At 72.4% G+C, this 25807-nt stretch carries 18 protein-coding genes and 2 pseudogenes; 13 read left to right on the forward strand and 7 right to left on the reverse strand.

Annotation, left to right across the window (positions count from 1 at the left end):
* Positions 1 to 77 precede the first annotated feature (77 nt).
* From ACFCZF_RS24500 to ACFCZF_RS24510, 3 genes and pseudogenes are all read left to right on the forward strand, one after another.
* Positions 78 to 398 carry an L-rhamnose mutarotase gene (locus ACFCZF_RS24500; RefSeq protein WP_376673475.1) on the forward strand — a complete coding sequence of 107 codons (321 nt, stop codon included), beginning with the start codon at positions 78 to 80 and terminating at the stop codon, positions 396 to 398.
* A 78-nt stretch (positions 399 to 476) separates the two neighbouring features.
* A complete protein-coding gene (locus tag ACFCZF_RS24505; RefSeq protein ID WP_375918274.1) occupies positions 477 to 1505 on the forward strand; it encodes a LacI family DNA-binding transcriptional regulator in 1029 nt (342 codons plus the stop codon).
* Positions 1506 to 1703: 198 nt separating this feature from the next.
* Positions 1704 to 4697, forward strand: a pseudogene (locus ACFCZF_RS24510) (family 16 glycoside hydrolase).
* Between the two features lie 73 nt (positions 4698 to 4770).
* Here the strand turns inward: ACFCZF_RS24510 and ACFCZF_RS24515 are convergent.
* From ACFCZF_RS24515 to ACFCZF_RS24530, 4 genes and pseudogenes are all read right to left on the reverse strand, one after another.
* Positions 4771 to 4935: pseudogene (locus tag ACFCZF_RS24515) on the reverse strand (ATP-binding protein); the annotation flags it as partial.
* Positions 4936 to 5060: 125 nt separating this feature from the next.
* Complete coding sequence (locus ACFCZF_RS24520; RefSeq protein WP_375924545.1) at positions 5061 to 5465, reverse strand: DUF2809 domain-containing protein; 405 nt, start codon at positions 5463 to 5465, stop codon at positions 5061 to 5063.
* A gap of 89 nt (positions 5466 to 5554) precedes the next feature.
* Positions 5555 to 6847 (reverse strand): hypothetical protein, encoded by a 1293-nt coding sequence (locus ACFCZF_RS24525; RefSeq protein WP_376673476.1) that lies wholly within the window; start codon positions 6845 to 6847, stop codon positions 5555 to 5557.
* The gene (locus ACFCZF_RS24530) at positions 6841 to 7113 is read right to left on the reverse strand and encodes a hypothetical protein (RefSeq protein WP_376673477.1); all 273 of its coding nucleotides are present in this window, start codon (positions 7111 to 7113) and stop codon (positions 6841 to 6843) included. Before ACFCZF_RS24530 ends, ACFCZF_RS24525 begins: the two co-directional genes overlap by 7 nt.
* A 148-nt stretch (positions 7114 to 7261) precedes the next feature.
* Here ACFCZF_RS24530 and ACFCZF_RS24535 point away from each other — a divergent pair, with 148 nt between their 5' ends.
* From ACFCZF_RS24535 to ACFCZF_RS24545, 3 genes are all read left to right on the forward strand, one after another.
* Positions 7262 to 8152 (forward strand): SDR family oxidoreductase, encoded by an 891-nt coding sequence (locus ACFCZF_RS24535; protein WP_376673478.1) that lies wholly within the window; start codon positions 7262 to 7264, stop codon positions 8150 to 8152.
* 124 nt (positions 8153 to 8276) lie between these two features.
* Positions 8277 to 9188, forward strand: coding sequence for an NAD-dependent protein deacetylase (locus ACFCZF_RS24540; RefSeq protein ID WP_376673479.1), 912 nt, complete (start codon positions 8277 to 8279; stop codon positions 9186 to 9188).
* A gap of 136 nt (positions 9189 to 9324) precedes the next feature.
* Positions 9325 to 10392 carry a pentapeptide repeat-containing protein gene (locus ACFCZF_RS24545; protein ID WP_376673480.1) on the forward strand — a complete coding sequence of 356 codons (1068 nt, stop codon included), beginning with the start codon at positions 9325 to 9327 and terminating at the stop codon, positions 10390 to 10392.
* Positions 10393 to 10439: 47 nt separating this feature from the next.
* Here the strand turns inward: ACFCZF_RS24545 and ACFCZF_RS24550 are convergent, their stop codons facing one another.
* Entirely contained in the window at positions 10440 to 13433 is a 2994-nt protein-coding gene (locus ACFCZF_RS24550; protein WP_376673481.1) for a LuxR C-terminal-related transcriptional regulator, read from the reverse strand.
* Between the two features lie 424 nt (positions 13434 to 13857).
* On the opposite strand from ACFCZF_RS24550, the gene ACFCZF_RS24555 reads away from it, so the two are divergent.
* The 6 genes from ACFCZF_RS24555 to ACFCZF_RS24580 all read left to right on the forward strand — a co-directional run bounded on the left by ACFCZF_RS24555 (position 13858) and on the right by ACFCZF_RS24580 (position 23328).
* Entirely contained in the window at positions 13858 to 15453 is a 1596-nt protein-coding gene (locus ACFCZF_RS24555; RefSeq protein ID WP_376673482.1) for a S8 family peptidase, read from the forward strand.
* Positions 15454 to 15606: 153 nt separating this feature from the next.
* Positions 15607 to 16470 carry an alpha/beta hydrolase gene (locus tag ACFCZF_RS24560; RefSeq protein ID WP_376673483.1) on the forward strand — a complete coding sequence of 288 codons (864 nt, stop codon included), beginning with the start codon at positions 15607 to 15609 and terminating at the stop codon, positions 16468 to 16470.
* Between the two features lie 152 nt (positions 16471 to 16622).
* Positions 16623 to 19337: a class III lanthionine synthetase LanKC gene (lanKC, locus tag ACFCZF_RS24565; protein ID WP_376673484.1), complete on the forward strand. Its 2715-nt coding sequence runs from the start codon at positions 16623 to 16625 to the stop codon at positions 19335 to 19337.
* Positions 19338 to 19372: 35 nt separating this feature from the next.
* Complete coding sequence (locus tag ACFCZF_RS24570) at positions 19373 to 19501, forward strand: SapB/AmfS family lanthipeptide (RefSeq protein WP_121750866.1); 129 nt, start codon at positions 19373 to 19375, stop codon at positions 19499 to 19501.
* Between the two features lie 222 nt (positions 19502 to 19723).
* Positions 19724 to 21496, forward strand: a complete 1773-nt coding sequence (locus ACFCZF_RS24575) for an ABC transporter transmembrane domain-containing protein (RefSeq protein ID WP_376673485.1) — start codon at positions 19724 to 19726, stop codon at positions 21494 to 21496.
* Complete coding sequence (locus tag ACFCZF_RS24580) at positions 21493 to 23328, forward strand: ATP-binding cassette domain-containing protein (RefSeq protein WP_376673486.1); 1836 nt, start codon at positions 21493 to 21495, stop codon at positions 23326 to 23328. Before ACFCZF_RS24575 ends, ACFCZF_RS24580 begins: the two co-directional genes overlap by 4 nt.
* Before the next feature lie 40 nt (positions 23329 to 23368).
* Here ACFCZF_RS24580 and ACFCZF_RS24585 read toward each other — a convergent pair whose 3' ends face one another.
* Positions 23369 to 23968 (reverse strand): LuxR C-terminal-related transcriptional regulator, encoded by a 600-nt coding sequence (locus ACFCZF_RS24585; protein WP_376673487.1) that lies wholly within the window; start codon positions 23966 to 23968, stop codon positions 23369 to 23371.
* A gap of 533 nt (positions 23969 to 24501) precedes the next feature.
* On the opposite strand from ACFCZF_RS24585, the gene ACFCZF_RS24590 reads away from it, so the two are divergent.
* Positions 24502 to 24711 carry a hypothetical protein gene (locus tag ACFCZF_RS24590; RefSeq protein ID WP_375923998.1) on the forward strand — a complete coding sequence of 70 codons (210 nt, stop codon included), beginning with the start codon at positions 24502 to 24504 and terminating at the stop codon, positions 24709 to 24711.
* Between the two features lie 61 nt (positions 24712 to 24772).
* On the opposite strand, the gene ACFCZF_RS24595 is transcribed toward ACFCZF_RS24590, so the two are convergent.
* Positions 24773 to 25762, reverse strand: coding sequence for an MASE1 domain-containing protein (locus ACFCZF_RS24595; protein WP_376673488.1), 990 nt, complete (start codon positions 25760 to 25762; stop codon positions 24773 to 24775).
* Positions 25763 to 25807: the final 45 nt, after the last annotated feature.

The following is a 25807-nucleotide window of genomic DNA, read 5'->3' on the forward strand; positions in this document are numbered from 1 at the left end:
TACGCCTTCTGATCCACAAAAACGTTTGGGGGTCCCTGCCGTCCTGGGGCCCCCACTCTCGGCAGCAGGGTGATCCGATGCAACGCGTCTGCTTTCTTCTCAAGGTCCGCTCCGGGACGGTCGCCGAATACCGCGAGCGCCACAGGGACGTGTGGGCCGACATGCTCGCCGCGCTCTCCGAAGCCGGCTGGCGCAACTACTCCCTCTTCCTGCGGGAGGACGGCCTACTCGTCGGCTATCTCGAGACCGACGACTTCGAGGCGGCCCGGGCTGCCATGGACGCGACCGAGGTGAACGCGCGTTGGCAGGCCGAGATGGCGCAGTTCTTCGAAGCCCTGGACGGGCAGGCCCCCGACGCCGCCATGCGTCCCCTCACCGAGGTCTTCCACCTGGCGTGAACCGGAGTTCCGGCTTCGTAGGACGAACGCTTCCCCGGACCGGCTCGATGGGCGGGGACAGAGCAGCAGGAGACACACATGACGCACTCCACGCCGACGGTCGGCATCAAGGACGTGGCGCGGGAGGCCGGCGTCTCCGTGGGCACGGTTTCCAACGTGCTCAACCAGCCCGGCCGGGTCTCGCAGCGGACGCGACGTCATGTGGAGCAGGTGATCGCGCGGCTGGGTTACGTGCGCAGTGAGTCCGCCCGGCAACTGCGGGCGGGCCGCAGCCGTGTCATGGCGCTGCTCGTCCTCGACATGGGCAATCCGTTCTTCGTCGACCTGGCCCAGGGAGCCGAACGCACGGCACGGGACGCGGGACTGGCCGTCACCCTGTGCAACAGCGCGCAGAGTGTGCGGAAGGAGGCCGAGTACCTCGAACTCTTCGCCGAGCAGCGGGTCCGCGGGGTGCTGGTCACCCCTGCCGACCCGAGTGGGCGCAGCCTGGGCGACTTCCGCCGGCACGGAATTCCCTACGTTCTGGTGGACCGGGTGGCCGACGACGCGGAGGGCTGCTCCGTCTCGGTCGACGACGTCACCGGCGGCGCTCTGGCGATCCGTCACCTCACGGGCGCCGGGCACAACTCCATCGCCTACGTCAGCGGACCGCCGCATCTGAGGCAGGTGCAGGACCGCCGGACCGGGGCGCTGGAGGCCGTCGCCCAGGCAGGCCTGCCCCCCACGGCGTTGCGGGAGATCCCCACCGAACGCCTCGACGTGGCCGCCGGACGTGACGCGGGTGCCAGACTGCTGGGTCTGGCCGAGCGGCCCACCGCCGTCTTCTGCGCCAACGACCTGCTGGCCCTCGGGGTGCTCCAGTTCATGTACACGGCCGGGGTCAAGGTCCCCGACGACCTGGCCATCGTCGGGTACGACGACATCGAGTTCGCCGCCGCGGCGACCGTACCGCTGACCTCGGTCCGACAGCCCGCACGCGCCATGGGCGCCATGGCCGCCGACCTGCTTCTCCAGGAAGCCGGTGACCGGGCGGACGAGCACCGTCACGAGCACGTCGTGCTCCAGCCCGAGCTGGTCGTCCGCGGTTCGAGCCTGCCCGGTCGCTGAGGCCCGCCGCGCGGCCGATATGTTGGTGGAAGGGGAAACCCAGCCCGGGACCGGCGTTCTTCACTCGTTGCCGAACAGAGTTTGTACTCACTGATGACAAACTTATGGACTCGGCGAGCAAAAGGCTCCTATGGTATCCGACGCCCGGTCGTCTTCAGGCATCTCGCGCACACCACGCGTCACCCCCGGGGAGGATGCATGAGTTCACGGTCCCGCTCCAGAAACCGCGGACGGCTGGCCGGTCTGGTCGCCGTCTCGTTCCTGTTCGGCTGCTTCACCTCGGCGCCCGCCGGCGCCGCCGACACCGCCGACGACCTGCCGCCGCAGGAACCCGGCGTCACACTGCGCGTCTTCGACATCGGACAGCCGATGGACGAGATCTGCGTGCTCAAGCCCGGACAGACCCCGAACGTCGACAAGTTGATGCCCGTCATCGACTTCTCCACGGCCGAGGACTTCGGCATCGGTGACAACTTCGTCTCGCAGGTGATCGCGAACATCGAGGTCCCCGAGGACGGGGCCTACGCCTTCCGGCTGACCAGCGACGACGGCTCGCGCCTGACCATCGACGACCGGACGGTCATCGATCACGACGGCCTCCACGCGGCCGAGCCCAAGGACGGCACGGCGACACTGACGGCCGGTCACCACGCCCTGCGCGTCGATCACTTCGACCGCACGAACGACCAGCAGGTGACGCTGGAGTGGAAGCCGCCCGGCGCGGCGGACTTCTCCCTCGTGCCGAACTCCGCCCTGAGCACCGACGCCGACGTCGTACGGGTCACGGCCCCCGGCCGCAAGCAGTGCGAGAGCGGCACCGACACCCCCGGCGACGGACTGCCGCTGGACGGCGTGCACCCCGACTACACGCTGACGGACCTGCGGCCCGACGGCTTCGAGCCCCAGGTCACCGGCATGGACTGGCTCCCGGACGGCCGCATGGCCATCACCACGTGGGGCGGCACCGACAAGACCGAGGGCGAGGTGTACCTCCTCGACAACGTCACCGGCGCGACCGGCCCCGACAAGGTGACGGCGAAGAAGGTCGCGAGCGGCCTCAAGGAGCCCATGGGCATCAAGGCCCTCGACGGGGCCCTGTACGTGTCGCAGAAGCACGAACTCACCGAACTGCGCGACACCGACGGCGACGATGTCACCGACGAGCGGCGCACCGTGGCGACCTGGCCGTACGGGGGCAACTTCCACGAGTTCGCCTTCGGCCTGCTCTACCGCGACGGGCACTTCTACCTCAACCTCTCCGTCGCGATCAACTACGGGGGCGCGACGACGGACCCGCAGCCGGCGCCGAACCGGGGCACCACGATCAAGGTGAACAGGAAGACCGGCAAGGTGACCTACCTTGCCGGAGGCCTGCGCACCCCGAACGGCATCGGCTGGGGCCCCGGCGGCGACCTCTTCGTCGCCGACAACCAGGGCGGCTGACTCCCGGCCTCGAAGCTGGTCCGCATCAAGCCCGACCGCTTCTTCAACCACTACACCAACCCGGCCGGCCCGTTCGACGACCAGCCGGTGACCGAACCCGTGCTGTGGCTGCCGCAGAACGAGATCGCCAACTCCCCCAGCACCCCGATCCTGCTCAAGAAGGGCCCGTACGCCGGCCAGATGCTGTTCGGCGACGTGACCTACGGCGGACTGCAGCGCGCCTTCCTGGAGAAGGTGAAGGGCAAGGACCAGGGCGCGGTCTTCCGCCACACGCAGGGCCTCGAAGCGGGCGTCAACCGCATCACGCAGGGCCCGGACGGCGCGATCTACGCGGGCGGCCTGGGCGCCGGGGGCAACTGGGGCCAGGAGGGCAAGCTGACCCACGGTCTGCAGAAGCTCACCCCTAACGGCGGCAAGGCGTTCGACATCCGGGCCATGCGCGCGAAGCGGGGCGGTTTCGAGCTGGAGTACACCCAGCCGCTGTCCCAGGAGACGGCGGACAAGCTCGCCGAGAGCTACCGGGTCGAGCAGTGGCGCTACGTGCCGACACCGGCGTACGGCGGTCCCAAGGTCGACGAGGAGACCCTCGCCGTGACCTCCGCGCGGCTGTCCGAGGACCGGAAGAAGGTCACGCTGCGGATCGCCGGCCTCAAGCCCGACCGTGTGGTGCACGTCCGCTCACCGCGTCCGTTCAGCTCGGCCGAGGGTGAGACGCTGTGGAGCACCGAGGCCTGGTACACGCTCAACGCCATGCCCGGCAAGCAGCCCCCGACGACGGCGTACGAGGCGGAGGAGGCGAAGCGCTCCGGCGGTGCCGGCGTCAACACCGACCACACGGGCTACTCCGGCAGCGGCTTCGTGGACGGCTACGGCACCCAGGGCGCGGCCACCTCGTTCACGGTCGACGTGGACAGGAAGGGCACCTACGACGTGGCCCTGCGGTACGCGAACGGGCCGAACCCCTTCACCGGCACCAAGACGGTGAGCGTGTACGTGGACGGCCGGAAGGTGAAGCAGTCGAGCCTGCTCAGTACGGGCGGCTGGGACGACTGGTCCACGCGGACCGAGTCGCTGAAGCTGCGCAAGGGCGCCAACACCATCACCTACCGGGTGGACGAGGGCGACACCGGGCACGTCAACCTCGACATGATCAGTGTGCATCCCGAGGGTGAGCGCATCGTCCTGTTCGACGGCGCCGACCGCGCGGCCTGGCAGCAGACGGACGGCCGCACCGCGCAGTGGCCGCTGACGGACGGCGGGATGGAGGTCTGCTGCGGCGACCTGCGCACGAAGCAGGCGTTCGGTGACTTCAAGCTCCACGCCGGGTTCTGGCTGCCCGAGCTGCCCCCGGACGTCACCGGCCAGAACCGGGCCAACAGCGGCATCTACCTTCAGGACCGCTACGAGATCCAGATCCTGGACTCGTTCGGTGACACCACGCCGGCGGACAACGAGGCCGCCGCGATCTACCAGCAGAAGGCAGCCGACGCCAACGCGGCCCGCCCGCCGGGCACCTGGCAGACGTACGACATCACCTTCCGCGCGGCGCGCTTCGACGACCAGGGCGCCAAGACGCAGGACGCGCGCGTCACGGTGGTGTGGAACGGCGTGACCGTCCACAAGGACGTGGCGCTCGTCGGCGCGACCGCAGGGGGCGCTCAGGAGGCGCCGACGGCGGGTGCGCTCCGCCTTCAGGACCACGGCAACAAGGTGCGGTACCGCGATATCTGGATCGAGCCGCTGTCGTAGCGACTCACGAGGCGGTGGCCGACCCGGACGCGCCCGGGCCGGCCACCGCGCGGCCGGCTCACGTCGGCCCGGCTCACGTCGGTGGCGCGAGCGACAGTTGCGCACGCGGCAGAGGCGAGAGCGCCTGCTCCGACCAGATGACCTTTCCGGTCTCGGTGCAGCGGGTTCCCCAGCGGTCGGCCGGCTGGGCCACGAGGAACAGGCCACGGCCTCCCTCGTCGGTCGTGGCCGCGTAGCGCCGTACCTGTGGCACCAGGGAGATCACCGCGGCCACGGCCAGCAGCACCACCAGCACACCGCACGACTGCCCGGCCTCACCACCCGGCGAGTCGGCATGTCAAGCCCGCGTCGCTCCCGCCGCGATCAGCCCCGCATCCGGCGTACGGCGAGCCAGCCGACCGCCGCGCCGACCGCGTACCAGAAGAGGTCCGGTGCGTTGAAGGTCGAACCGAGGACCAGGCGGGCAGCCGTGCTCCGCCGGGAGAGATCGGCCGGCAGGTCACTGAGCTGCAAGAGCTCGACACCCCAACTGACAGCCAGGGCGACTGCGGCGGCCCTCAGTGGCGTCACACGCGGCGCCACCAGGATGACGAGAGCGCACATCAGAAGGGTGTAGAGGGCGTCCCCGCCGTACTTGACCACGCCTCCCGTCGCCACGGCCCTGAGCCCCGTTCCGGCACCGACGATCAGCAAGGCGGCCACCGTAGCCGCCAGACGGATCCGTACCGGATCGCCGACGTCGGTGCGGGTGCTGGAAGTGGAGGCCATCCGGTCATTGTGCTGGAGACGGATCTGAAGCCGGCGGCGGGGCAGGGCTCCCGGCCCCCTGCCCCGAGCCCCGGCCGCTGCGTCTGGGCTCAGCAGGTGGGCACGCCCGGGAGCCAGGTTTCGGCGTCGCCGATGAAGATGTTGGAGACGTAACCGCCGTAGTCGGGCAGGTACGACCACCCGTCGCCGCTGTAGCCGTCGTAGGTCACGAGCTGCCCGTGGACCTGGCACCTCACCCGCACGGTCGTGGGGCCGGACAGGATGGCCACGCGGGTGGAGGTGGTCGTCGCCTGCTGCCGGACGCTCACGTCGGTGCCCCACGTCGGGAACGACGTGGTGCCGTCGGCGTCGGTCCAGAGATAGGTGACGGTCACCCAGCCGTTGTCGTCGAGGCCGACGTTGTAGAAGGTTCCGTCGGCCAGGTCGATGCCGGCCGGATTGGCGACCTTTCGGCCGAACTCGTCCCGGCCGCCGTTGTAGCCGCTCTCGTAGGCCGCCTGCGCCTGGGGCAGGCCCCGTGGCAGGTCCTTCCACTGCTCGCGCTGCGCGGAGGGGTTCCAGTGGTCGTCGTGCGTGTTCCACGGACCGACGTCCCACACCGGTGCCGTCTCGCAGCGGACCGGCCCGCACACCTGCACCGAGTACTGGCCGCTGCCCTTGGGCGACAGGGCCCTTCGCGAGGGGAGCGCCACGAAGTGGTCGTTCTCGCGGATGACGTGGCCGTTGGCCGTGGTGTGCCCGACCAGGCCCTCGCGGGTGGCGTAGACCCGGGCCGAGAAGGCGGAGGCCGCCTTCGGCGCGGGTCCGACGGGGGCGCTTCCCGTGTCGTCCGCTGTCAGCGTCAGGGCTCTCACGACCGCTGTGGCCCCGCCCTCGGCGTTCCACAGGGTGAGCCGGGCCTGGACGTCGACGACGTCGCGCGGCAGTTCCACCGCGGTGCCGGTCACCGCCTGACGCCACTCGGTCCAGGCTCCGTCGGCCGTCCGGCCCCGCACGTCGACCTCGACGCTCGCCGCCTCGGGCACCGTCGCGTCGAGGTCCACGGCGACCCGGTTCACCGGCCGGTCCACGCGGTGCGCCTCCAGCACGGCGGAGGCGTAGCCACCGTCCCGGCCCAGGGAGGCAGGGCTGATGGAGGCGTCCCGCACCCGCAGCGCGCCCGCGTCGTACTCGACGTTGACGTCGTCGGCGCCGGTCGGGGACAGGTCCGGGCGCCAGGATTCCGACGTGGACGAGGAGGCGGCACCGGCGGCCGGGGCCGTGGCCAGTGCCGTCCCGGTGAGGGCGAGGGCGAGCAGGCAGACCGTGCCGCTCAGTGCGCGCGAGGACCGCGTTCTGCGGCGCGCGGCCGAGCTCCCGCGCCGGGTGGAAGGGGTCAGCATGTGGGCACTCCAGGGAGCCGGGCGTCATTGACGCCGATGAGGGTGTCGGAGATGTGACCGCCGTGGTCGGGCAGCCACGACCAGGCGTCGTTGCTGTAGCCGTCGTACTCCACGAGTTCGCCGCGGACCTGGCAGGCCACGCGGACGGACGCAGGTCCGGGCAGGCTCGCCACCCGGGCGGAGTCCGTCGACGGCTGCTGCCGGACGCTCGCGTCCGTGCCCCACGTCGGAGACGGTGAGCCCGTGGCACCGTCGTCGCCGCGCACAGGCTCATGCGGTAGGCCCGGTCCCGGCGGCAGCGGTCCCGGCAGCGCCGGTCGGCGGACGCGTCGCTCCGGGGTGGAGAGGCTTTTCGGACGAACCGGCCAGGGAACACGGTCGCTGACCGCGCACCGCGAGACACAGGAGACCGACGTGGCGGACGACCAGCACGCTCAGCAGGATCCAACCGAGCAGTATCCCCGCCCCGACTTCGCCTCGCAGGACCAGCCGCACCCCGGCTGGACCGGGCCGATGGACCCGCCGCCCGACCACGGTGAGGAGTCCTACCGCGGGTCGGGCCGTCTGGTGGGTCGCAGGACCGTCATCACGGGCGGTGACTCCGGCATCGGCCGAGCGGTGGCTCTGGCCTTCGCGCGCGAGGGTGCCGATGTGCTGTTCACCCACCTCGCACAGGAACAGGACGAGGCGCGGGAGACCTCCCGCCTGGTGGAGGACGCCGGGCGGAAGGCCGTCGCCGTCTCCTGCGACATCCGTGAGGAGGAGAACTGCCGGTCGTTGATCGACCGGGCCGTGGCCGAGTTCGGCGGGATCGACGTCCTGGTGAACAACGCGGCCTACCAGATGGCCCAGCCGGACGGCATCGAGGCGATCACGACGGAGCAGTTCGACCGGGTCCTGCGGACGAACCTCTACGGCATGTTCTGGCTGACGAAGTTCGCCCTGCCGCACATTCCCGAGGGCGGCAGCGTCATCAACACCACCTCGGTCCAGGCGTACAAGCCCAGCCCGCACCTGCTGGACTACGCGACGACCAAGGGCGCGATCGTGACCTTCACCCAAGGGCTCGCCCAGATGGTCGCGGAGCGCGGCATCCGGGTGAACGCGGTGGCCCCGGGGCCGGTGTGGACTCCGCTGATCCCGGCGACGCTGCCGGACACCGCCGAGTTCGGCAAGCAGAGTCCCCTGGGCCGGCCCGCGCAACCGGCCGAGCTGGCACCGGCGTACGTCTATCTCGCCTCGCAGGAGGCCGGGTACATCACAGCGGAGATCCTGAACGCGACCGGTGGCACGCCTCTGCCGTGAACATGGTCCGGTCCGTCCGAGCGAGCAGGGTGCGCCGCGCTCGTACGCCGCGACAGGCGCCGTCGGCCCGCGGTGCGCGGCCACTCCCCCGGACCGTGGGCAGCCCGTTCCGTACCCTGGCGGCATGCGCATGCGCCCCACTCTGAGCTGGACCCCTGCCGAGGACCTGCCGCCGGGCACCACCGATCCGGAGCCGGTCGCCGATGCGCTGCGCACCGGCAGCGTGCTGGTGCTCACCGGGGCGGGCATCTCCACCGAGTCGGGCATCCCCGACTACCGGGGCGAGGGCGGGAGCCTGAGCCGGCACGTTCCGATGACCTACCAGGACTTCACCGCCGATCCCCGGGCTCGACGCCGGTACTGGGCGCGCAGCCACCTCGGCTGGCGCACCTTCGGCCGCGCCCGGCCCAACGCCGGGCACCGGGCCGTCGCCGCGTTCGCACGGCACGGCCTGCTCAAAGGTGTGATCACCCAGAACGTCGACGGCCTGCACCAGGCAGCCGGCAGCGAGGGCGTCGTGGAACTCCACGGAAGCCTGGACCGGGTCGTCTGCCTGTCCTGCGGCGCCTTCAGTCCGCGCCGTGGACTCGCCCGGAGGCTGGAGGATGCCAATCCGGGCTTCGCGCCGGTGGCCGCGGGAATCAACCCGGACGGTGACGCCGACCTCACCGACGAACAGGTCGGGGACTTCCGTGTGCTGCCCTGCACCGTCTGCGGCGGCATCCTCAAACCGGACGTGGTGTTCTTCGGCGAAGCCGTTCCGCCGCGGCGGGTCGAGCACTGCCGCACGCTGGTCCGCGAGTCGGCCTCACTGCTGGTACTGGGCTCCTCGCTGACGGTGATGTCCGGACTCCGGTTCGTCCGCCAGGCGGCCCAGGACGGAAAGCCGGTGCTGATCGTCAACCGGGACCCGACACGGGGCGACCGGCACGCCCTCACCCGGGTGGCGCTCCCGCTGGGAGCCGCCCTCACCACGGTGGCCGAACAGCTGGACATCTCCCTCGACGGCCGGGCGGCGGGCCGGGGGAAGCCGTGACGGCTTGATCACTCCTTGCGAAATACCTAGGCTCCAGGCCATGGAGACGGGGGGACCGGATCACGGTCGGAGTGCTCGGTGGCGTCGGCCGGTCGGGCGGCGTGGGGTCGCGGCCGTGCTGGCCGGGGCGGCAGGGATGGCCGTACTGGGGGTGGTGTTCGTCGTTCTGCCGACTGTGGTGGTCGAGCACGATCTCGCCGGGGCCGGCGTCACCGCTCAGGATCGGCTGAAGGCGGTGAACGATGTCCGTACGACACTTCTGCAGGTACTCGCCGGTCTCGTCGTGCTCTTCGGCGCGTACGCCACGTGGCGCCAGGTGCGGGTGAGTCAGGAAACCCTGCGCGCCACTCAGGAGGGCTACGTCACCGATCGGTTCAGCCGGGCGGTCGACCAACTCGGCGGTGACAAGCTGGATGTACGCATCGGCGGGTTGCACGCCCTGCGGCGGATCGCCGAGCAGTCCGCGCGCGACCGGGACGCCATCATCTCGATCCAGGCCGCGTACCTGCGTACTCATCTGCCCTGGCCGCCCGCCGGAGCCGGATCGCCGGCCGCGGACGTGGCCATCAACGACATGGCACCGCCGGAGACCCGCGTCGCCGACGCCCAGGTGGCGCTGACCGGGCTCGGCAGTCTGTGCCGGCACCGGGAGGAGTCCTGGGTCAATCTCAGCTTCACCGACCTGCGCCGGGCCGACTGCGACGGCCTGTGGTTCCCCGAGGTCAACTTCGACCGCGCCTGCATGGAGGCGGCGGGCCTGTACCACGCCAATCTGACCCAGGCATCCCTGGTCTCGGTCAATCTGCGGCACGCCGATCTCACGACGGCGATTCTCCGGCGGGTCCGTTGCGTCCTGACCGACCTGCGGGGCGCGAAGATGGTCGAAACCGACCTGCGCGACGCCGACTTCACCGAGACCGACCTGCGCGAGACCAACCTGCGCAAGGCCGACGCACGCGGCGCCGTCTTCCACCGCGCCGACCTCCGCTTGACCGACCTGCGCGGCACCGACCTGAGCACCGCCGACCTCGCCGGAGCACGCCTGACCGGTGCCCTGGCCAGCGAGCGCACCCGCTGGCCCGCCGGCTTCGACCACTCGGCCGCCGGAGTCGTCGACACCGAGGACCCCGGCACCGAGCCCTCGCCCCTGCTCCAACCGCCGGGCATGACGTGGCAGGCCCCGCCGCTGCGGTCCGCACCGTGACAACGCCCGTCCCCGGTACCTGACGAGCGGGTACCGCCGAGCCTCCGTCACTGCCCCGCGATGCCGTCGCCGTCACCGGCCACGGCGATGTCCGTACGGGAGCCGACGTTGAGCTTGCGCATGATGCGCGCCACGTGGTGCTCCACGGTCCGGGTGGACAGCACCAGGCTCTCGGCGATGTCGCGGTTGGCTCGACCCTGGACGACGAGCCGGGCCACCTCCTGTTCGCGCGGGGAGAGTTGGTCGCCGTAGCCGAGACGTCCGCGGCGGTGTGTGGTGACGATGTCGTGGCGGCGCAGCAGCCGGTGGCATCGGGCGACGTCCCAGCGCGCGCCGAGCTTCTGGTACTGCTCAATCACCTCGTGGATCGTGCCCACGGCTGCCTGTCGCCGCTCGGACGCGTCCTGTTCCGCCGCCTCCGGGTCAGGCAGCAGGCACCGCCCTCTGGCCTCGGCGGTCCGAGCCGCGTCGAAGGGGCGGCCGAGGCGGCGCCACTCCGCTTCCGCCTCGGCCAGCAGGAGGGCCGCCCGGTCGTGCTCCCGCTCCTCCTCGGCCAGCAGTGCCCGGCACACCGTGAGCGCCACGCGGGCGGCCGGCGCGTCACGTTCGGCGGTGCCCGCGTCGAAGTCCGCGACGATCCGGTGAGCCCGCGCGGTCTGGCCGCTGCCGCACAGGGCCTCGACGGCCGTGGGGACGACCTCGGTGGCCCATACCCAGCCGCCGGTCCGCTCCAGGTGCCGCAGGGCGCCTTCGACGGCGTCGCACGCCTGCCCGGGCCGGCCGGCCTCCAGGTGGACGCGGGCGATGGCCGCGGCGGACGCGGTGACGATGACGCCGGTGTCGTAGCGGGTCGTACGGGCGGCCTCCGCGAGGTCGCGGCGGGCACGGGGGACGTCACCCAGCACGTGCAGGGCGGTCAGCCCGCGCACCAGCATCGCCTCCGCGGTCAGGTCGGGTATCTCCTGGTACAGCCGTGTGGTGTGGTCGGCGTCCTGGTGCAGGCGCTCCCACCGGCCCTCGTGCCAGGCCAGCACCAGGCGCCCGGTCTGCGTGAGCCCCTCCAGGTACGGGCTGCTGGTGTCGGCGAGTCCGGCCGCCGCGCGGAAGAGGAACTCCCTCGCCTTGTCGGCGTGCCCCAGGGCCATCGAGGCGTGCGCCAGGTTGGTCCAGCCCCGGGCGTACTGCGCCGCCTCCATGACCGACCCGGCGGGGCCGCGCAGCGCGTCGGCCGCCGCCCACGCCCGGTGGTCCCCGAGCAGCATCAGCGCGGTGGCGCGGTTCGCGGCCATCGCAGCCCTGGCCACCGGGTCCGTGACCCGCCCGGCTACCGCCTCCGCCCGTTCCAGCCAGGCCACGTGCCGTCGCACCGGCCAGCCCTGGATGGACGGAATGGCGGCGACCAGCATCGCCCGTACCGCGGTCTGCGGGTCCGAGACCTCCAGGTCGGGGATGGCGCGGGCGACCTCGTCGAGGCTGTCGAGTGCGCCCCCGCTCTGGTTGCGCAGGACCACGGCGAGGTGGAGGCGCATCTCCCCGCTCAGCCGGGGCGGCGGCGCGTCCTCGTCCAGCACCCGCCGCACCGCGTTCACCACCTGCTCCCCTGCTCTGGCCAGTTGCGCGGTACGGGCCAGCTTCGCGGCGGTGCGGATACGGCCCCCGGCTCTCGGTTCCTCGGCGACCGCCTGGGTGTAGAGGGTGGTCGCGGCGGTGTAGTCGCCCTCGGCCGCGGCCCGGTCCGCGGCCGCGACGAGGCAGCGCAGGCCCTCCTTCGTGCGGCCCGCCGCCCGGTAGAGCCGGGCCAGTTCCGCAAGCGGCGGCGGTGTGCCGCAGCGCCGCAGTGCCCGTGCGGCCCGCAGACTCAGCCACGCCAGTCTCGGCCCCGGCATGTCGTCCAGCACGGCTTGACGGTCCAGCGGGTGCCGGAACCCCGGGTGCGGTCCGTCGGCGCGGAGCACCGACCGCCGTACCGCCTGGGCGACGGCACGCTCGGTCCGCCCGGGTTCCAGGTCGGCCACCTCGGCCAGGACGTACACGGTGACGGGCAGGTTCAGCACCGCCGCCGCCTCGACGACCCGTTGCGCGTCGTCGGTGAGCGGGCCGCGCCGCTGCGCCAGATCGCGCCTCAGTCGCGCCGGCACCCGGGCGGCGCGCACCGCCCGCACGATGCCCTCGGCCGGTGCGACGCTCTCGGCCGGTGCGACGCCCTCGGCGGCTCCCGTGGTGTCGCCTTGGCACAGGGCTCGCAGCAGGGCCTCCGCCGCGGCCGGGAAGCCGCCCGTCCGTGCGTGCACCGCCGCCGCGGCCCCCGGCTCCGTCGCCCGCTCCCCCAGTCGGCGCCGGACGAACTCGCCCGTCTCCTCGGGCGTCCACGGCCGCACCTCGACCTCCTCGACGAGCACGTGGTCCGGTACGCGGATGCCGAGGGCCGGCAGCCCCGGGGCCCGGCGCTCGGTGAGGACCAGTCGTAGCCGGGTCGGCAGGTCCGCCAGCAGCCGGTGCAGCAGGTCCCGGGTCGCCGGGTCGGCCCAGTGGACGTCCTCCACGACCATGACCACGGGGCCGTGGGCCGCCAGCAGCAAGCGGACCGCGCGCGGCAGCAGCCCGCGCCACACCTCCGGATCGGCGGCCGCCTCGGGCGGCTTCGGGAGCCGGTCCGCCAGCTCGGGCACCAGTGTGGCCACCACCCCGGTCAGCGGGGGCAGGGGCGTTTCCGCCCCGTCCGCGCGGTACGGCAGCCCGGCCAGGGCGTCGGCGATCGGGGTGAGGGCGGTGTCCTCCGACACGTCGGGGCAGACACCGCGCAGGTGCGCGCAGTCCGGGAACTGGTCGTCGGCCAGCGCCTCGTCCACCAGCCGGGACGCGCCCGCACCGGCCTCGCCGCGCACGACCACGACACACGGTGGCCGGCGGAGCGCCGCACGGACCCGGGCCACCTCGGCGGCGCGCCCGACGAACCCGACGGCGGTACCCACGTCCGCGCAGGCCGTCCCTCGGAGACCGGCGCCGTCACCTGCCCCGCGTTCGGGGAAACGTTTCTCCACAGGTGCCTCCTCGGCGCCGCCCACCACGCTCGTGCGCAGGTGGTCTACCGGTGGGCGGACTCCGGTGCAATAGGTGTCCACCACCCAGGCAATGGTGACGCCGTCCGCCCGGCCCGGTCCCGTACGCGGGCCGACCCGTCGTCGCCGTTCTTTGGGTAGGGCTACGGATTGCCGGGGTGCGGTCGGACGCCCGAAGCTCTGAGCGGTCGGCCGCCGCGACGGCCGCCCGTTCCATCAGACGCGGTGTCGCCCGGCGCCCCACTCCGCGCGGCACCGCCCACCCCCCTGCCCCACCGCTCGTGGACCGCCCAGGACACCGATGGTGACTTTGTCATGCACTCGCCATGTCCTGGGCGGCTCACGCCGCGCCGGGTGCCGTCGTCCGGATCCGAGCCGTTTCCGGACCGCTCTCAAGGGAGAAACCATGGAGTTCGACGCTCGCGTCGTCCGGCGCGTGCTCGCCGTCGGCGCCAGTGCCGCCCTGCTCTTCGGGGCCGCCACGACCGCCGGGGCCGCCCCCGTACCGCCCGGCGACGGCGAGGGACGCATCGTCGGCGCGGACCGTCCGGGCGCGGTCGACGGTTCCTACATCGTCACCTTCGAGGACTCGGTCGCCCGGGCCGACGTGCCGGCCTCCGCGAAGGCGCTGGCCAAGCGGCACGCGGGCAGCCTGCGTTACACCTACACGGCCGCCCTGCGCGGCTTCGCGGTCAAGATGAGCGAGGCGGAGGCGAAGGAGCTGGCCGCCGATCCGTCCGTGGCCCGCGTGGAGGCCGACGGCGTCGCGTACGCGGTCGACACGCAGACCAACCCGCCGTCGTGGGGGCTGGACCGCATCGACCAGCGCGACCGGCCGGTGGACTCGCGCTACACGTACTCCACCAAGGCCTCGAACGTCACGGCGTACATCGTGGACACCGGTATCCGCATGAGCCACCGCGACTTCGGCGGCCGTGCGGTCAGCGGCTACGACTTCATCGACAACGACCGCGACGCCTCCGACTGCCAGGGCCACGGCACGCATGTCGCCGGCACCGTCGGCGGCGCCTCGCACGGTGTCGCCAAGGGGGTCGAGCTGGTCGGTGTCCGGGTGCTGAACTGCCAGGGCACGTCCGGCAGCACCTGGGGGCCGGTCCTCGCCGGCATCGACTGGGTCACCAAGAACGCGGCCGAGCCCGCCGTGGCCAACATGAGCATCGGAGGCGGCCGGACCCAGTCCGTCAACGACGCGGTCGCCGCCTCCATAGCCTCCGGCGTCACCTGGGTCGTCGCCGCCGGCAACAACAACGCCGACTCCTGCCAGTACTCCCCGTCCTCGACGCCGTCGGCGATCACGGTCGGGGCCACGTCCGCCAACGACGCCCGCTCGACCGGCTGGTCCAACGGCCAGGGCTCCAACTACGGCTCCTGCCTGGACCTCTTCGCTCCGGGCAACGCCATCGTGTCCACGTCCAACGCGGGCGACACGGCCTCCCAGTCGATGAGCGGTACGTCGATGGCCGCACCGCACGCGGCGGGCGCGGCCGCACTGCTGCTGTCGGCCAACCCGACGTGGTCCCCGGCCCAGGTACGCGACCGGATGATCGCCGACGCCACGTCCGACCGGATCAGCGACGCCCGGTCCGGCTCGCCCAACAAGCTGCTCCACACCGGCGGCACCACTGAGCCGCCCACCGGCCCGCTGTTCGAGAACGCGGACGACCACACCATCCGTGACAACGCCACCGTCGAGTCCCCCCTGCCGGTCACCGACGTCGACGGCAACGCCCCGGCCGACCTCTCGGTCAAGGTCGACATCCGGCACACCTTCCGCGGCGACCTGCGGGTGGAGCTGGTCGCTCCCGACGGCACCACGTATCGACTCAAGGACTACGACAGCAACGACAGTTCGGACAACGTGCAGGCCACCTACGGCGTGAATGCCTCCGCCGAGACGGCCGACGGCACGTGGAAGCTGCGTGTGAGCGACAACTGGGTCAACGACACGGGGTACGTCAACGCCTGGTCGCTCCAGTTCTGACCACCCACTCCCCGCAGTGACACGGGCTCCGGGCCGCCCCCTCCCCTGGGCGGCCCGGAGCTGACCGGTTGCACCGGTGATCTTCGACTACGTACGCTCCGTGGCGTATCGGGCAGCTGTTCGCCGCCCACGGGCCAGAGAGTGAGCAGACCTATGCAGCCGACGTTCGTACTGGTGCACGGAGCCTTCGCGAACTCCTTCTCCTTCGCACCGCTCCAGGCCGAACTCGGCCTACTCGGGCACCGCTCGGTCGCCGTCGACCTCCCCGGTCACGGTTTCGCGGCGACCTACTCGGGTGCCTATCAGGCGCCGCAGGACCCCGAAGGTCTCGCCACCACGCCGGGCTCCATCAAGGGTGTCACGCTCGCCGACAACGCCGCGCATCTCGTCGGCGTCCTGGAACGGGCCAAGGAGAACGGGCCGGTGATCCTCGTCGCGCACAGCCGCGGCGGTGTCACGGCCACCGCCGCGGCCAACGCGCGCCCGGACCTCATCGACCGCATCGTCTACGTTTCCGCCTGGTGCCCGGTCGACCTGGACGTCAACGACTACTACGCCGAACCGGAGATGGCCACCGTCGACGCCGCCTCCCTGGGCCTGGCGATGGCCGGGAACCCGGCCGAACTCGGTCTGCTGCGCGTCAACTTCCGCACCGCCGACCGTGACGCCCTCGCGGCGTTCCAGGCCGCCTTCCTCTCCGACGGCACGGAGGAGGAGTTCCTGACCTTCCTCAACACCTTCCAGCCGGACGAGAACCTCGACGTCGGCACCTCCGCCGACCGGGCGCAGGCGGCGACCTGGGGCCGCGTCCCGAAGACCTTCGTGCGTCTCGCCGACGACGCGAGCATGCCCCTCGCCATGCAGGACCGGCTGATCCGCGAGGGCGACGCGCTGACTCCGGACAACCCGTACGACGTCCGCACCCTCGACGGCAGCCACCTGAAGTGGCTCGTCGACCCGGCACCGGCGGCCCGCGTCCTCGGGGAGCTCTCCGCACTCACCGCCCCGAAGGGCTGACCGCACGGCGAGCCCTGCCACCTCCCTGAGCGCCCGCCGGCCGAAGTTACCTGTGCGTTCCGCACGTCGGAGACGTGACAGCGGTGACTGTCGGGGACACGGCGGCGCGTGACAGCGTCTTGCCCGGCACCGACCCGGTGAAGGGAGCAGGCGTGAACAAGGGCTACGCCGTGTACTGCGACGCAGACCCGCACTTCTACGACGCGCCGCATCGCACCGGCCCCGGCACCCGATCGGCGGGCACCCGGTACGCTGCGGCCACCCTGCCCGTACCGGCGGGATGGCAGCGCGGGGAGAGCGGCGACTGGCTCGCTCTGCGCCCGCTGGACGCCGTACTGCCGGCGCAGGGCTGGAAGATCCACGTCTCCGCCTGCCTCGACAACGCCGAGTCCGTCCTGGAGCGCGTACGGCACCACTGCGTCGAGCGCGGCATCGCCTTCAAGTTCGTACCGAGCCGGTATCTGCTGCACCAGCGCAACGCCAAGTACGCGGACCGGGCGGGCAGCGGCAAGTTCGTCACCGTGTACCCGGCGGACGAGGAGCAGTTCGAGCGCCTCGTGGGCGAGTTGGCCGCTCTGCTGGACGGCGAGCCCGGACCGCACATCCTGAGCGACCTCAGGATCGGCGACGGCCCGGTGCACGTGCGCTACGGCAGCTTCACCCGCCGCAACTGCTACGACGAGAGCGGGGAACTGCGGCCGGCCGTGGCGAACCCCGAGGGAGTACTCGTCCCCGACTTCCGCGGCCCGGTGTTCCGCGTCCCCGACTGGGTGAGCGTGCCCGCCTTCCTCCAGTCCCACGTCGACGCGCGGGCGACGGTGACCCTGGCCGACATCCCGTACACCGTCGAGTCGGCGCTCCACTTCTCCAACGGCGGTGGCGTCTACCGGGCGCGGGACACCCGTACCGGCGAGGTGGTGGTCCTCAAGGAGGCCCGTCCGTACGCCGGCCTGGCGGCGGACGGCGCCGACGCGGTGACCCGGCTGCATCGCGAACGCCGGGCCCTGGAACAGCTGTCGGGGCTGTCCTGCACGCCCGAGGTGCTGGACAGCTTCGCCGTCGGGGAGCACCACTTCCTGGTGCTGGAGTACCTCGACGGCAAGCCCCTCAACACCTTCTTCGCCCGACGGCATCCGCTCATCGAGGCGGACCCCGACGAGCGACGGCTGGCCGAGTACACCGAGTGGGCGCTCGATGTCCACGCCCAGGTCGAGCGGGCCGTCGAGGAGGTGCACGCGCGGGGCGTGGTCTTCAACGACCTGCACCTCTTCAACATCATGATCCGCGACGACGGGCGGGTGGCCCTGCTGGACTTCGAGGCCGCCCACCGCGTCGACGAACCGGGCCGGCAGACGGTCGCACACCCCGGCTTCGTGGCGCCTGCCGGCAGACGGGGCACCGCCGTGGACCGGTACGCGCTGGCCTGTCTGCGCCTGGCCCTGTTCCTGCCGCTGACCAGTCTGCTGGCCCTGGACCGGCGCAAGGCGGAGCACCTCGCCGACGTGGTGGCGCGGCAGTTCCCCGTGGAGCGCGCGTTCCTCGACGCGGCGCTCGCAGAGATCGCCGACACCTCCGACACGGCGGCCGACGAGACCGTCGACACTTCCGACGCGGCCGACGAGCCTGCCGACGCTTCCGACGCGGCGCTCGCCGAGATCGCCGACGCTTCCGGCCGGCGGCCGGCGACACGACCCGCGAGCGAGGACTTCGTTCCCGTGGCACCGGGCGACTGGCCCCGCAGCCGGGATTCGATGACGGCGGCCGTCCGCGCGTCGGCCACTCCGTCGCGCGAGGACCGCCTCTTCCCCGGCGACGTGGCCCAGTTCGCCACCGCCGGCGGGGGACTCTCGTTCGGCTACGGAGCGGCCGGTGTGCTGTACGCCCTGGCCGAGAGTGGGGCTGAGCGCGACGAGAGCGAGGAGCGGTGGCTGCTCGACCGGACCAAGGAACCGCCCTCGGGGATGCCGCTCGGCTTCCACGACGGGATCGCGGGAGTCGCGTGGGTCCTGGACCACCTCGGCCATCGGGCCCCGGCGCTGGATCTCACGCGGCTGCTTCTCGAGCATCCCCTCGACGGTCTCGCCGCCGACCTCCACAGCGGGACGGCCGGAGTGGGCCTGGCGCTGGACTCCCTGGCCGCCTCCACCGGCGACGCCGCCCTGCACGACGCGGCCATGCGGTGTGCCGAACTGAGCGCCCGGTCCCTACCGGCCGACGCACCGGGCCGAGGGCCCGAACACCGGGCCCGAGCCGGTCTCCTGTACGGCGCCACGGGCAGCGCCCTGCTGTTCCTGCGCCTGTACGAACGCACGGGTGACACCGGCCTGCTCGACCTCGCGGGCACCGCACTGCGCCAGGACCTCGCGCGCTGCGTCCGCGGCGCGGGGGGCGCTCTCCAGGTGGACGAGGGCTGGCGCACCATGCCGTACCTCGGCGCGGGCAGCGTGGGCATCGGCATGGTGCTCGACGACTACCTGGCGCACCGCGCCGACGAGCGGTTCGAGCAGGCACGGGAGGAGATCGTGCGCGCGGCACAGGCCATGTTCTACGCCCAGCCGGGGCTCTACCGCGGCGTGGCCGGCATGGTGCTGTACCTCGGCCGTACGACGGCCACCGGGCCGGGCACCGGCCCCGAGGCCGTCCGGCGCCAGATCGACGCGCTGACCTGGCATGCCATGGCCTACCGCGGTCATCTCGCCTTCCCCGGCGAGCAGATGATGCGCCTGTCCATGGACCTCTCCACCGGGACCGCCGGATGCCTGCTGGCCGTCGCGTCCGTGCACGGCGACCGGCCCGCCGGTCTGCCGTTCCTCCCACCGCCGCGGCGAGTGTCGCGGCCCATGAGCCGGCCCCCTCAGGGGTCGTGAAGTAACCATCCGTTGTCGTACGAAGGGAAAAGATCATGAACCTGTTCGAGCTGCAGTCGATGGAGACCCCCAAGGAAGAGGCCATGGGCGACGTGGAGACCGGCAGCCGCGCGAGCCTGCTGCTCTGCGGCGACAGCAGCCTCAGCGTCACGACGTGTAACTGACGTCCGAGTCGGCCCGCCGCGGGGAACGCGGCGGGCCGCGCGCCGCGGTACCGGCGCCCAGGCTCCCCGCCTGGCGCCGGTGCCGCGCCTCGTCGCCGCCGCGAGCGGCACCGACCACGAGGAGGGCAGCTGGTGGGAAGCTACCCGCTTTGGCGGCGGCCGACGCGTCAGGGGCACGACTCACCGGGCTCACCCCCCTCGCCCGGCACCGGTCCAGGACGTGTGCCCGAACTGCTGGTCCTGGTGTGCTCGGTGGCGGCGGCAGCGGTCGCCGTCGTCCAGCCCCTCGTCCTGGGCCGCACACTGGATCTGCTGCTGCACGACGGCGCCGCCGGCCCCTGGCTCCTGGCGAGCGCCGCACTGCTCGTCGGCGAGGTCCTCCTCGACGGTCTCACCGCGCTGCTCACCGGCCGGTGCACAGCCGACTGGACGGCCTCGATCCGCTCTCGCGCCCTCAGAGGTCTGTTGTACGCCGTGCCGGATCTGGCCCGCCCCCATTCTCCCGGCGACGTCGCGACCCGGCTGACCCTCAACGCCTCCGACGCGGGCGCCGCGCCGGCCGCCAGGGCCGCGCTCGCGGCCTCGCTCCTCACCCCGGCCGGCGCGCTCGTCGCACTGGCCGTCGTCGACATCTGGGTCGCCGTGTGCGTGCTGGCCGGACTACCGCTGCTGGCACTGGTGTTGCGAGCGTTCGCACGGGACACGGGTACTTCGGTCGGGGCCTACCAGCGGGTGCAGTCGGACATCGCGTCCCGGCTGCTGGAGACCATGGAGGGCGCGGAGACCATCGCCGCCGCCGGTACCGCCGCACGTGAACGCGAGCGCGTGCTCGGCCCGTTGAGCGAGCTCGGCACGCTGGGCGCACGCATGTGGACGCTGCACGGCAGGGCGCTGGCCACCGGCGGTGTCCTCGTCCCGCTGCTGACGGTGGCCGCCACCGCGGTGGGCGGCCTGCGGCTCGGCGCCGGGGCCCTGACCGTCGGCGAACTGCTCGCGGTGAGCCGGTACGCGCAACTGGCCGCGGGGTTCGGCGGGGCCGCCACTCTGGTCGGCGCGCTGGTGCGGGGCCGCACGGCGCGGGAACGCACCACGACGCTGGAACGCCTGCCCGCCCTGGACTACGGAACCCGGACACTGCCCCCGGCGGGCCCGGGCACCCTCGAACTGCGCGGTGTACGGGTCGTCCGGGACGGGACGGAAGTCCTGCGGGCGGACCACGTGGTGGTGCCGGGCGGCCTGACCGCCGCGGTCGTGGGACGCAGCGGCGCCGGCAAGTCCGTCCTGGCCGCCGTCGCCGGCCGACTCATCGAGCCCGACCAGGGACACGTCCTGCTGGACGGCACACCGCTCGAACTTCTCACCCGCTCCTGCCTGCGTGCCGAGGTCGGCTTCGCCTTCGCGCGTCCGGTCCTGGGCGACCGCACCGTCGCCGAGGCGGTGGCGTCCGGACCGCGCACCGTGTCAGCCCACCAGGTCCGGGCGGCTCTTCGCCTCGCGGACGCCGAAGCCTTCGTACGCCGGCTGCCGCGGGCGTACGACACCCGGCTCGCCGACACTCCGCTGTCCGGCGGCGAGTACCAGCGTCTGGGCCTTGCGCGGGCCTTCGCCCACGCGGGCCGGCTGCTGGTGATGGACGACGCCACCTCCAGCCTCGACACCGCCACGGAACACGCGGTGGAACAGGCACAGCGCCGCTCGCCCCGAGGCGCCACCCGGCTGGTCGTGGCGCACCGCCCGTCGGTCGCGGCCCGGGCGGATCTCGTGATCTGGCTGGACGACGGCCGGGTGCGGGCGGTCGGCAGCCATCGGCGACTGTGGGAGGAGGCGGCCTACCGGGCGGTGTTCGGCACGTATGAGAACGGTGTCGGGCCGGTCTCCACCGAGGACGGCCTTGACGGAGGCATTGACGGAGGCCTTGACGGAAGCGCTGACGGAAGGGTCGACAGAAGCCTTCACGACCGGAGCGGCTTCCCACGCGAAGAGGCGCGACCGTGACGTCCACCGGCAAGGCGCCAGGGCCTGCGGCGAAGCCCCGCCGCGAGCCGGGGCCCCTGCGACGGGTCGGGCCGCCCGCCCGGCGCTTCCTGTCCGCACGCAGGACGGTCCTCGCGCGGCTCGCGGCGTGGTCGCTGGCCGAGTCGGCTCAGACCTTCTTGATCGGCTACGGGGTCGCGCGCGCCGTCGACCGCGGGTTCCTCGCCGGTGACACCTCCACGGGTCTCGGCTGGCTCGCGGTGGCCGCCTTCGCCGTAGTGTGCGGCGCGCCCGTGATCAGGGGCGTCTTCGCCGAGTTGGCCGGACTGACGGAACCACTGCGCGACCAGCTGGTGCGGCGGGCGGTCGACCAGTCCATGGCCCGCGCCCTGGCCCGTCCCGGTGGCTGGGACCGCGCCGCCGTCTCGCGGCTCACGAACCAGGTCGAGATCGTGCGGGACAGCTTCGCCGGGATCGTCCTCACCCTGCGCTCGTTCGTGTTCACCGCGGCCGGAGCACTGATGGGACTGTTCACGCTGGACCCGGCGCTCCTGGTGGTCGTCCTGCCACCGCTCGCCGGTGGCCTGGTTCTGTTCCTGGTGACACTGCGGCCCATGGCGGCGGCGCAGCGTCGGGCTCTCACCGCGGACGAGGCGCTGGGCGATCACGCCACGCGTACCCGCGGGGCGCTGCGTGACATCACCGCCTGCGGTACACAGGCGGAGACGGCACGGAACGGAGCACGGCTCGTCGCGGACGCCGCCGCCACGTCCCGTGTCCTCGCCCGCTGGGCCGCGGTGCGCACCCTCGCCCTCGGCGTCGCGGGGCAGCTCCCCGTGCTGCTCCTGCTGGTCGCCGTGCCGTGGCTGCGCGGCAGGGGTGTCACGACCGGCGCTCTGCTCGGGGCGTTCACCTACCTCGCCCAGGCCCTGCTGCCCGCCCTGCACACCCTCATGACCGCGATCGGCGCCGCGGGAACCCGGCTGCTCGTGGTCCTGGACCGGTTCATCGTGCCTCAGGCGCGGCCGTCCCTCTCCGGTGCGGCGCCATCTGCTGCGCCCCTGCCCGGGCGTACCGGGCCGCCGCAAGGGGCCCGCTCTCCGCTCCCGCCGATTCCGGCGCCGGCACAGCAGGCTCCCGCGGTGGAACTGCGCGCGGTGACCGTGGGCTACGGCGCCCGGGCGGAGCCGGTCCTCGACGCGCTCGATCTGCGCGTCGAGGAAGGCGAACACCTGGCCGTCGTCGGTCCCAGCGGCATCGGCAAGTCGACCCTCACCCGTCTCATCGCCGGGACCTGCGCGCCGTGGAGCGGTGCGGTGCGGGTGGCCGGCCGGACGGTCGCCGGCCCAGGGGCGGCGGAACCGGCCGCGCTGCGCGTCCTGGTGCCCCAGCAGGCGTACGTCTTCACCGGTACGGTCCGGGACAACCTCGCCTACCTGAGGCCGGACGCCTCCACGAGCGACATGGAGGCCGCCGTCCGGGACCTCGGAGCCGCTCCCCTCGTCGAGCGCCTGGGCGGGTTCGACGCGCCGCTGCGACCCGACGACCTCTCGCAGGGCGAGCGCCAGCTGATCGTCCTGGCGCGCGCTCACCTGTCCACGGCTCGGCTGCTCCTGCTCGACGAGGCGACCTGCCATCTCGACGCGGCGTCCGAGGCGCGCGCCGAGGAGGCGCTCGCCCGGCGTCCGGGAACACTGCTCGTCGTGGCACACCGCATGTCGTCCGCGGTCCGGGCCGACCGGATTCTGGTGCTGGACGGCGTCCGGGCGGCCCACGGCACTCACCGGGAGCTACTCGAGCGATCGCCCCTCTACCGCGACCTGGTGGGGCACTGGAACCGAACCGGGGGGTGACCCGCGATCCGTGTCCCCCGTACTCGCGTGCCCGCCGCCGTCACATCCAGCCGGCGCCCTGGACGATGCGAATCGCGTCCACGCGGTTGCGCGCGCCGACCCTCCGGATCGCGCTGGCCATGTAGTTGCGGACGGTCCCCCGGGAGAGATGCAGGCAGGCGGCGATCTCGGCGACGGAAGCCCCCTGCGACGCCTGGAACAGGACGCTCAGCTCACGGGCGGTCAGTGGCATCTCGGAGGCCCGCAGCAGTGCGACGGTGAGCCGCTCGTCGAGGAACCGCTCCCCCTTGGCCACCGTGTGCACCGCGGCGATCAGCCGCTGCGACGAGGCGTCCTTGTCCACGAAGCCGAGCGCTCCGGCGTCGAACGCTCTGCGCAGCACCCCCGGCCGCTCCGGAGCCGCGAGGACGACCAGCCGCGCCCCGCACCGGCCCCATACGGGCACTCGGCCGGCCTCGCCGGGCGGTCCTTCCAGACAGTCCCCGTCGACCACGCACACGTCCGCGGGTAAGTCGTTGTCGTCCGGGCCGTCCCCGCGGGACGACATGGACGAGACCTCCAGTCCGTCGGCGGACCGCAGCAGTTGCACCAGCGCCGACCGCAGCAGCGTCGCGTCGTGCACCACAAGAACGCGGACCATGTACAACCCCCTATTTTCCCCGGCCGCCCCAGGCCGCCGGGCTCGTCCCCCAACCGGTCCCCAGCCGTCTGCCCCCGGGCGCTGCCCAGGAAGCACGGAGCTCGATCACGCCCGGGGCCCACCGTCGGCAATACGCCGTTCTGAGGGCCGTCAGGAAGGGAGAGGCGATGTGGAATCGGGCCGGAACACGCCGGTGGCACGCGTGGGCCGCCTCGGCAGCACTCCGTGGCGACCTCGCCCGTGGGCTGTTCAGATCGCGGTCGGTGGTGCCGGGTGGCCGACGGACAGCGCGACGCGGCCGGGCCGTGCCGTTCGCTACCGGAGAGTCACAGACCGAAAACAGGCGAAGTGAATGTGGCCCGAATGCCCAGTGCACCCGTCCGGCGTGTGATCGCCCCGCGTGGCGATGCCGGCGGCGTTTCCCGCCGCGGGGCCATAAGGATGGCCGGAGGCCGTGTCGAGCGGCCGTCGCGGACCCGGTCGGCCATCCTGGGCCACAAGCGGCGCCCTTCCCCACGATGAGGAGCACGGCCATGCCGACGGACCCGGTTGGACGTTTCCTGGCGGCTCTGGACCCGGAACACCGGGATGCCGTCAGTGCGAAGCCTCGCGAGGAGCAGGAACGACTGGCGGATGACTGGGAACGGGAACTGCGGGCGGACACCGATCTCGACACCCTCGACGAGCTGTCCCCGCCGGCGGCGGAGGCCGAGGCCGCCAGGCGTGTCCTGGACGACCGCTGACCCCTTTCTTGCCTTTCTTGCCTTTCTTGCCCTGCTCGCCCTTCCTGCCCATGGTCTTCACTCACCGGACGCCTCCTCCTGACGACCCCGTGTTCCCGGGGCCCCCGGCGTTCAGATGCTGCAAGGCCTCGACCAGCTCCTGGCAGGCCCGTTCCACCGACCGTCTGGTGTTGATCTGTTCGCTGATCACGGAGGACAGCAGGAGCGCGGTCAGGCCCAGGGTTCCGTTGAACGCCTGAAGCTTCATCATCGTCTCGATGTCGGTCAGCCTGGCGAAGGAACCGGCCCCTTCCCTTGCCGCGACGGTGGCCATCACGGAGGCGAAGAGGGCGCACGGCATGCCGCCCGCCAGCTGGAAACGCAGCGCGGCCCAGATCAGCAGCGGATACACCAGGAACAGGACGCTGACCGAGCTGTAGGTGACCAGTGGCACCAGGACGCACACGACGAGCGCGAGCCCCGCGACCTCGCCCCATCGGCCGGACGGGGGCGGCCAGCGGGCCCGGTGCAGCAGAAGCAGCAGCGGAGTGACGATCACGACGCCCATCGCGTCGCCCACCCACCACGCCAGCCAGACGAGCCAGAAGTCGTCGGCGGCGAGTTTGTCCGTGACGACGAGTACGCCGACGCCCACGCCCGAACTGATCAGCATGGCTGTCAGCGCCCCCAGGAACACGAGCATCAGGCCGTCGCGCAAGCGGCTCAGACTCACGCGGAATCCCACCGCGCGCAGCATCAGACAGGCGCACACGGGCGCGAGGGTGTTACCGATCACGATCCCGGCGGCGGACAGACGGGGTGCGGTCAGAGACGCGACGACCAGCAGGGCGCCGATGGCGATACCGGGCACGCACCGCAGTCCGAACAACAGCAGACAGGCCACCGCGACACCGGTGGGCGGCCAGATGGGGGTGACCACCGCGCCGTCCGCGACCAGTTGCTGCGAGAGCCCCAGTCGCCCCGCCGCGTAGTAGCAGACGGCGACGAGCAGCGTCTCGCAGACAAGGACGATCGGTCGCGGCCAAGCACGGATACCCACCACAGCAGCCATCAGACACCGACGCCGACGCATCAGCGAGGCGAGCCGCGCTTCGTC

It is taken from the genome of Streptomyces sp. NPDC056296 (assembly GCF_042268605.1).
GTDB lineage: Bacteria > Actinomycetota > Actinomycetes > Streptomycetales > Streptomycetaceae > Streptomyces.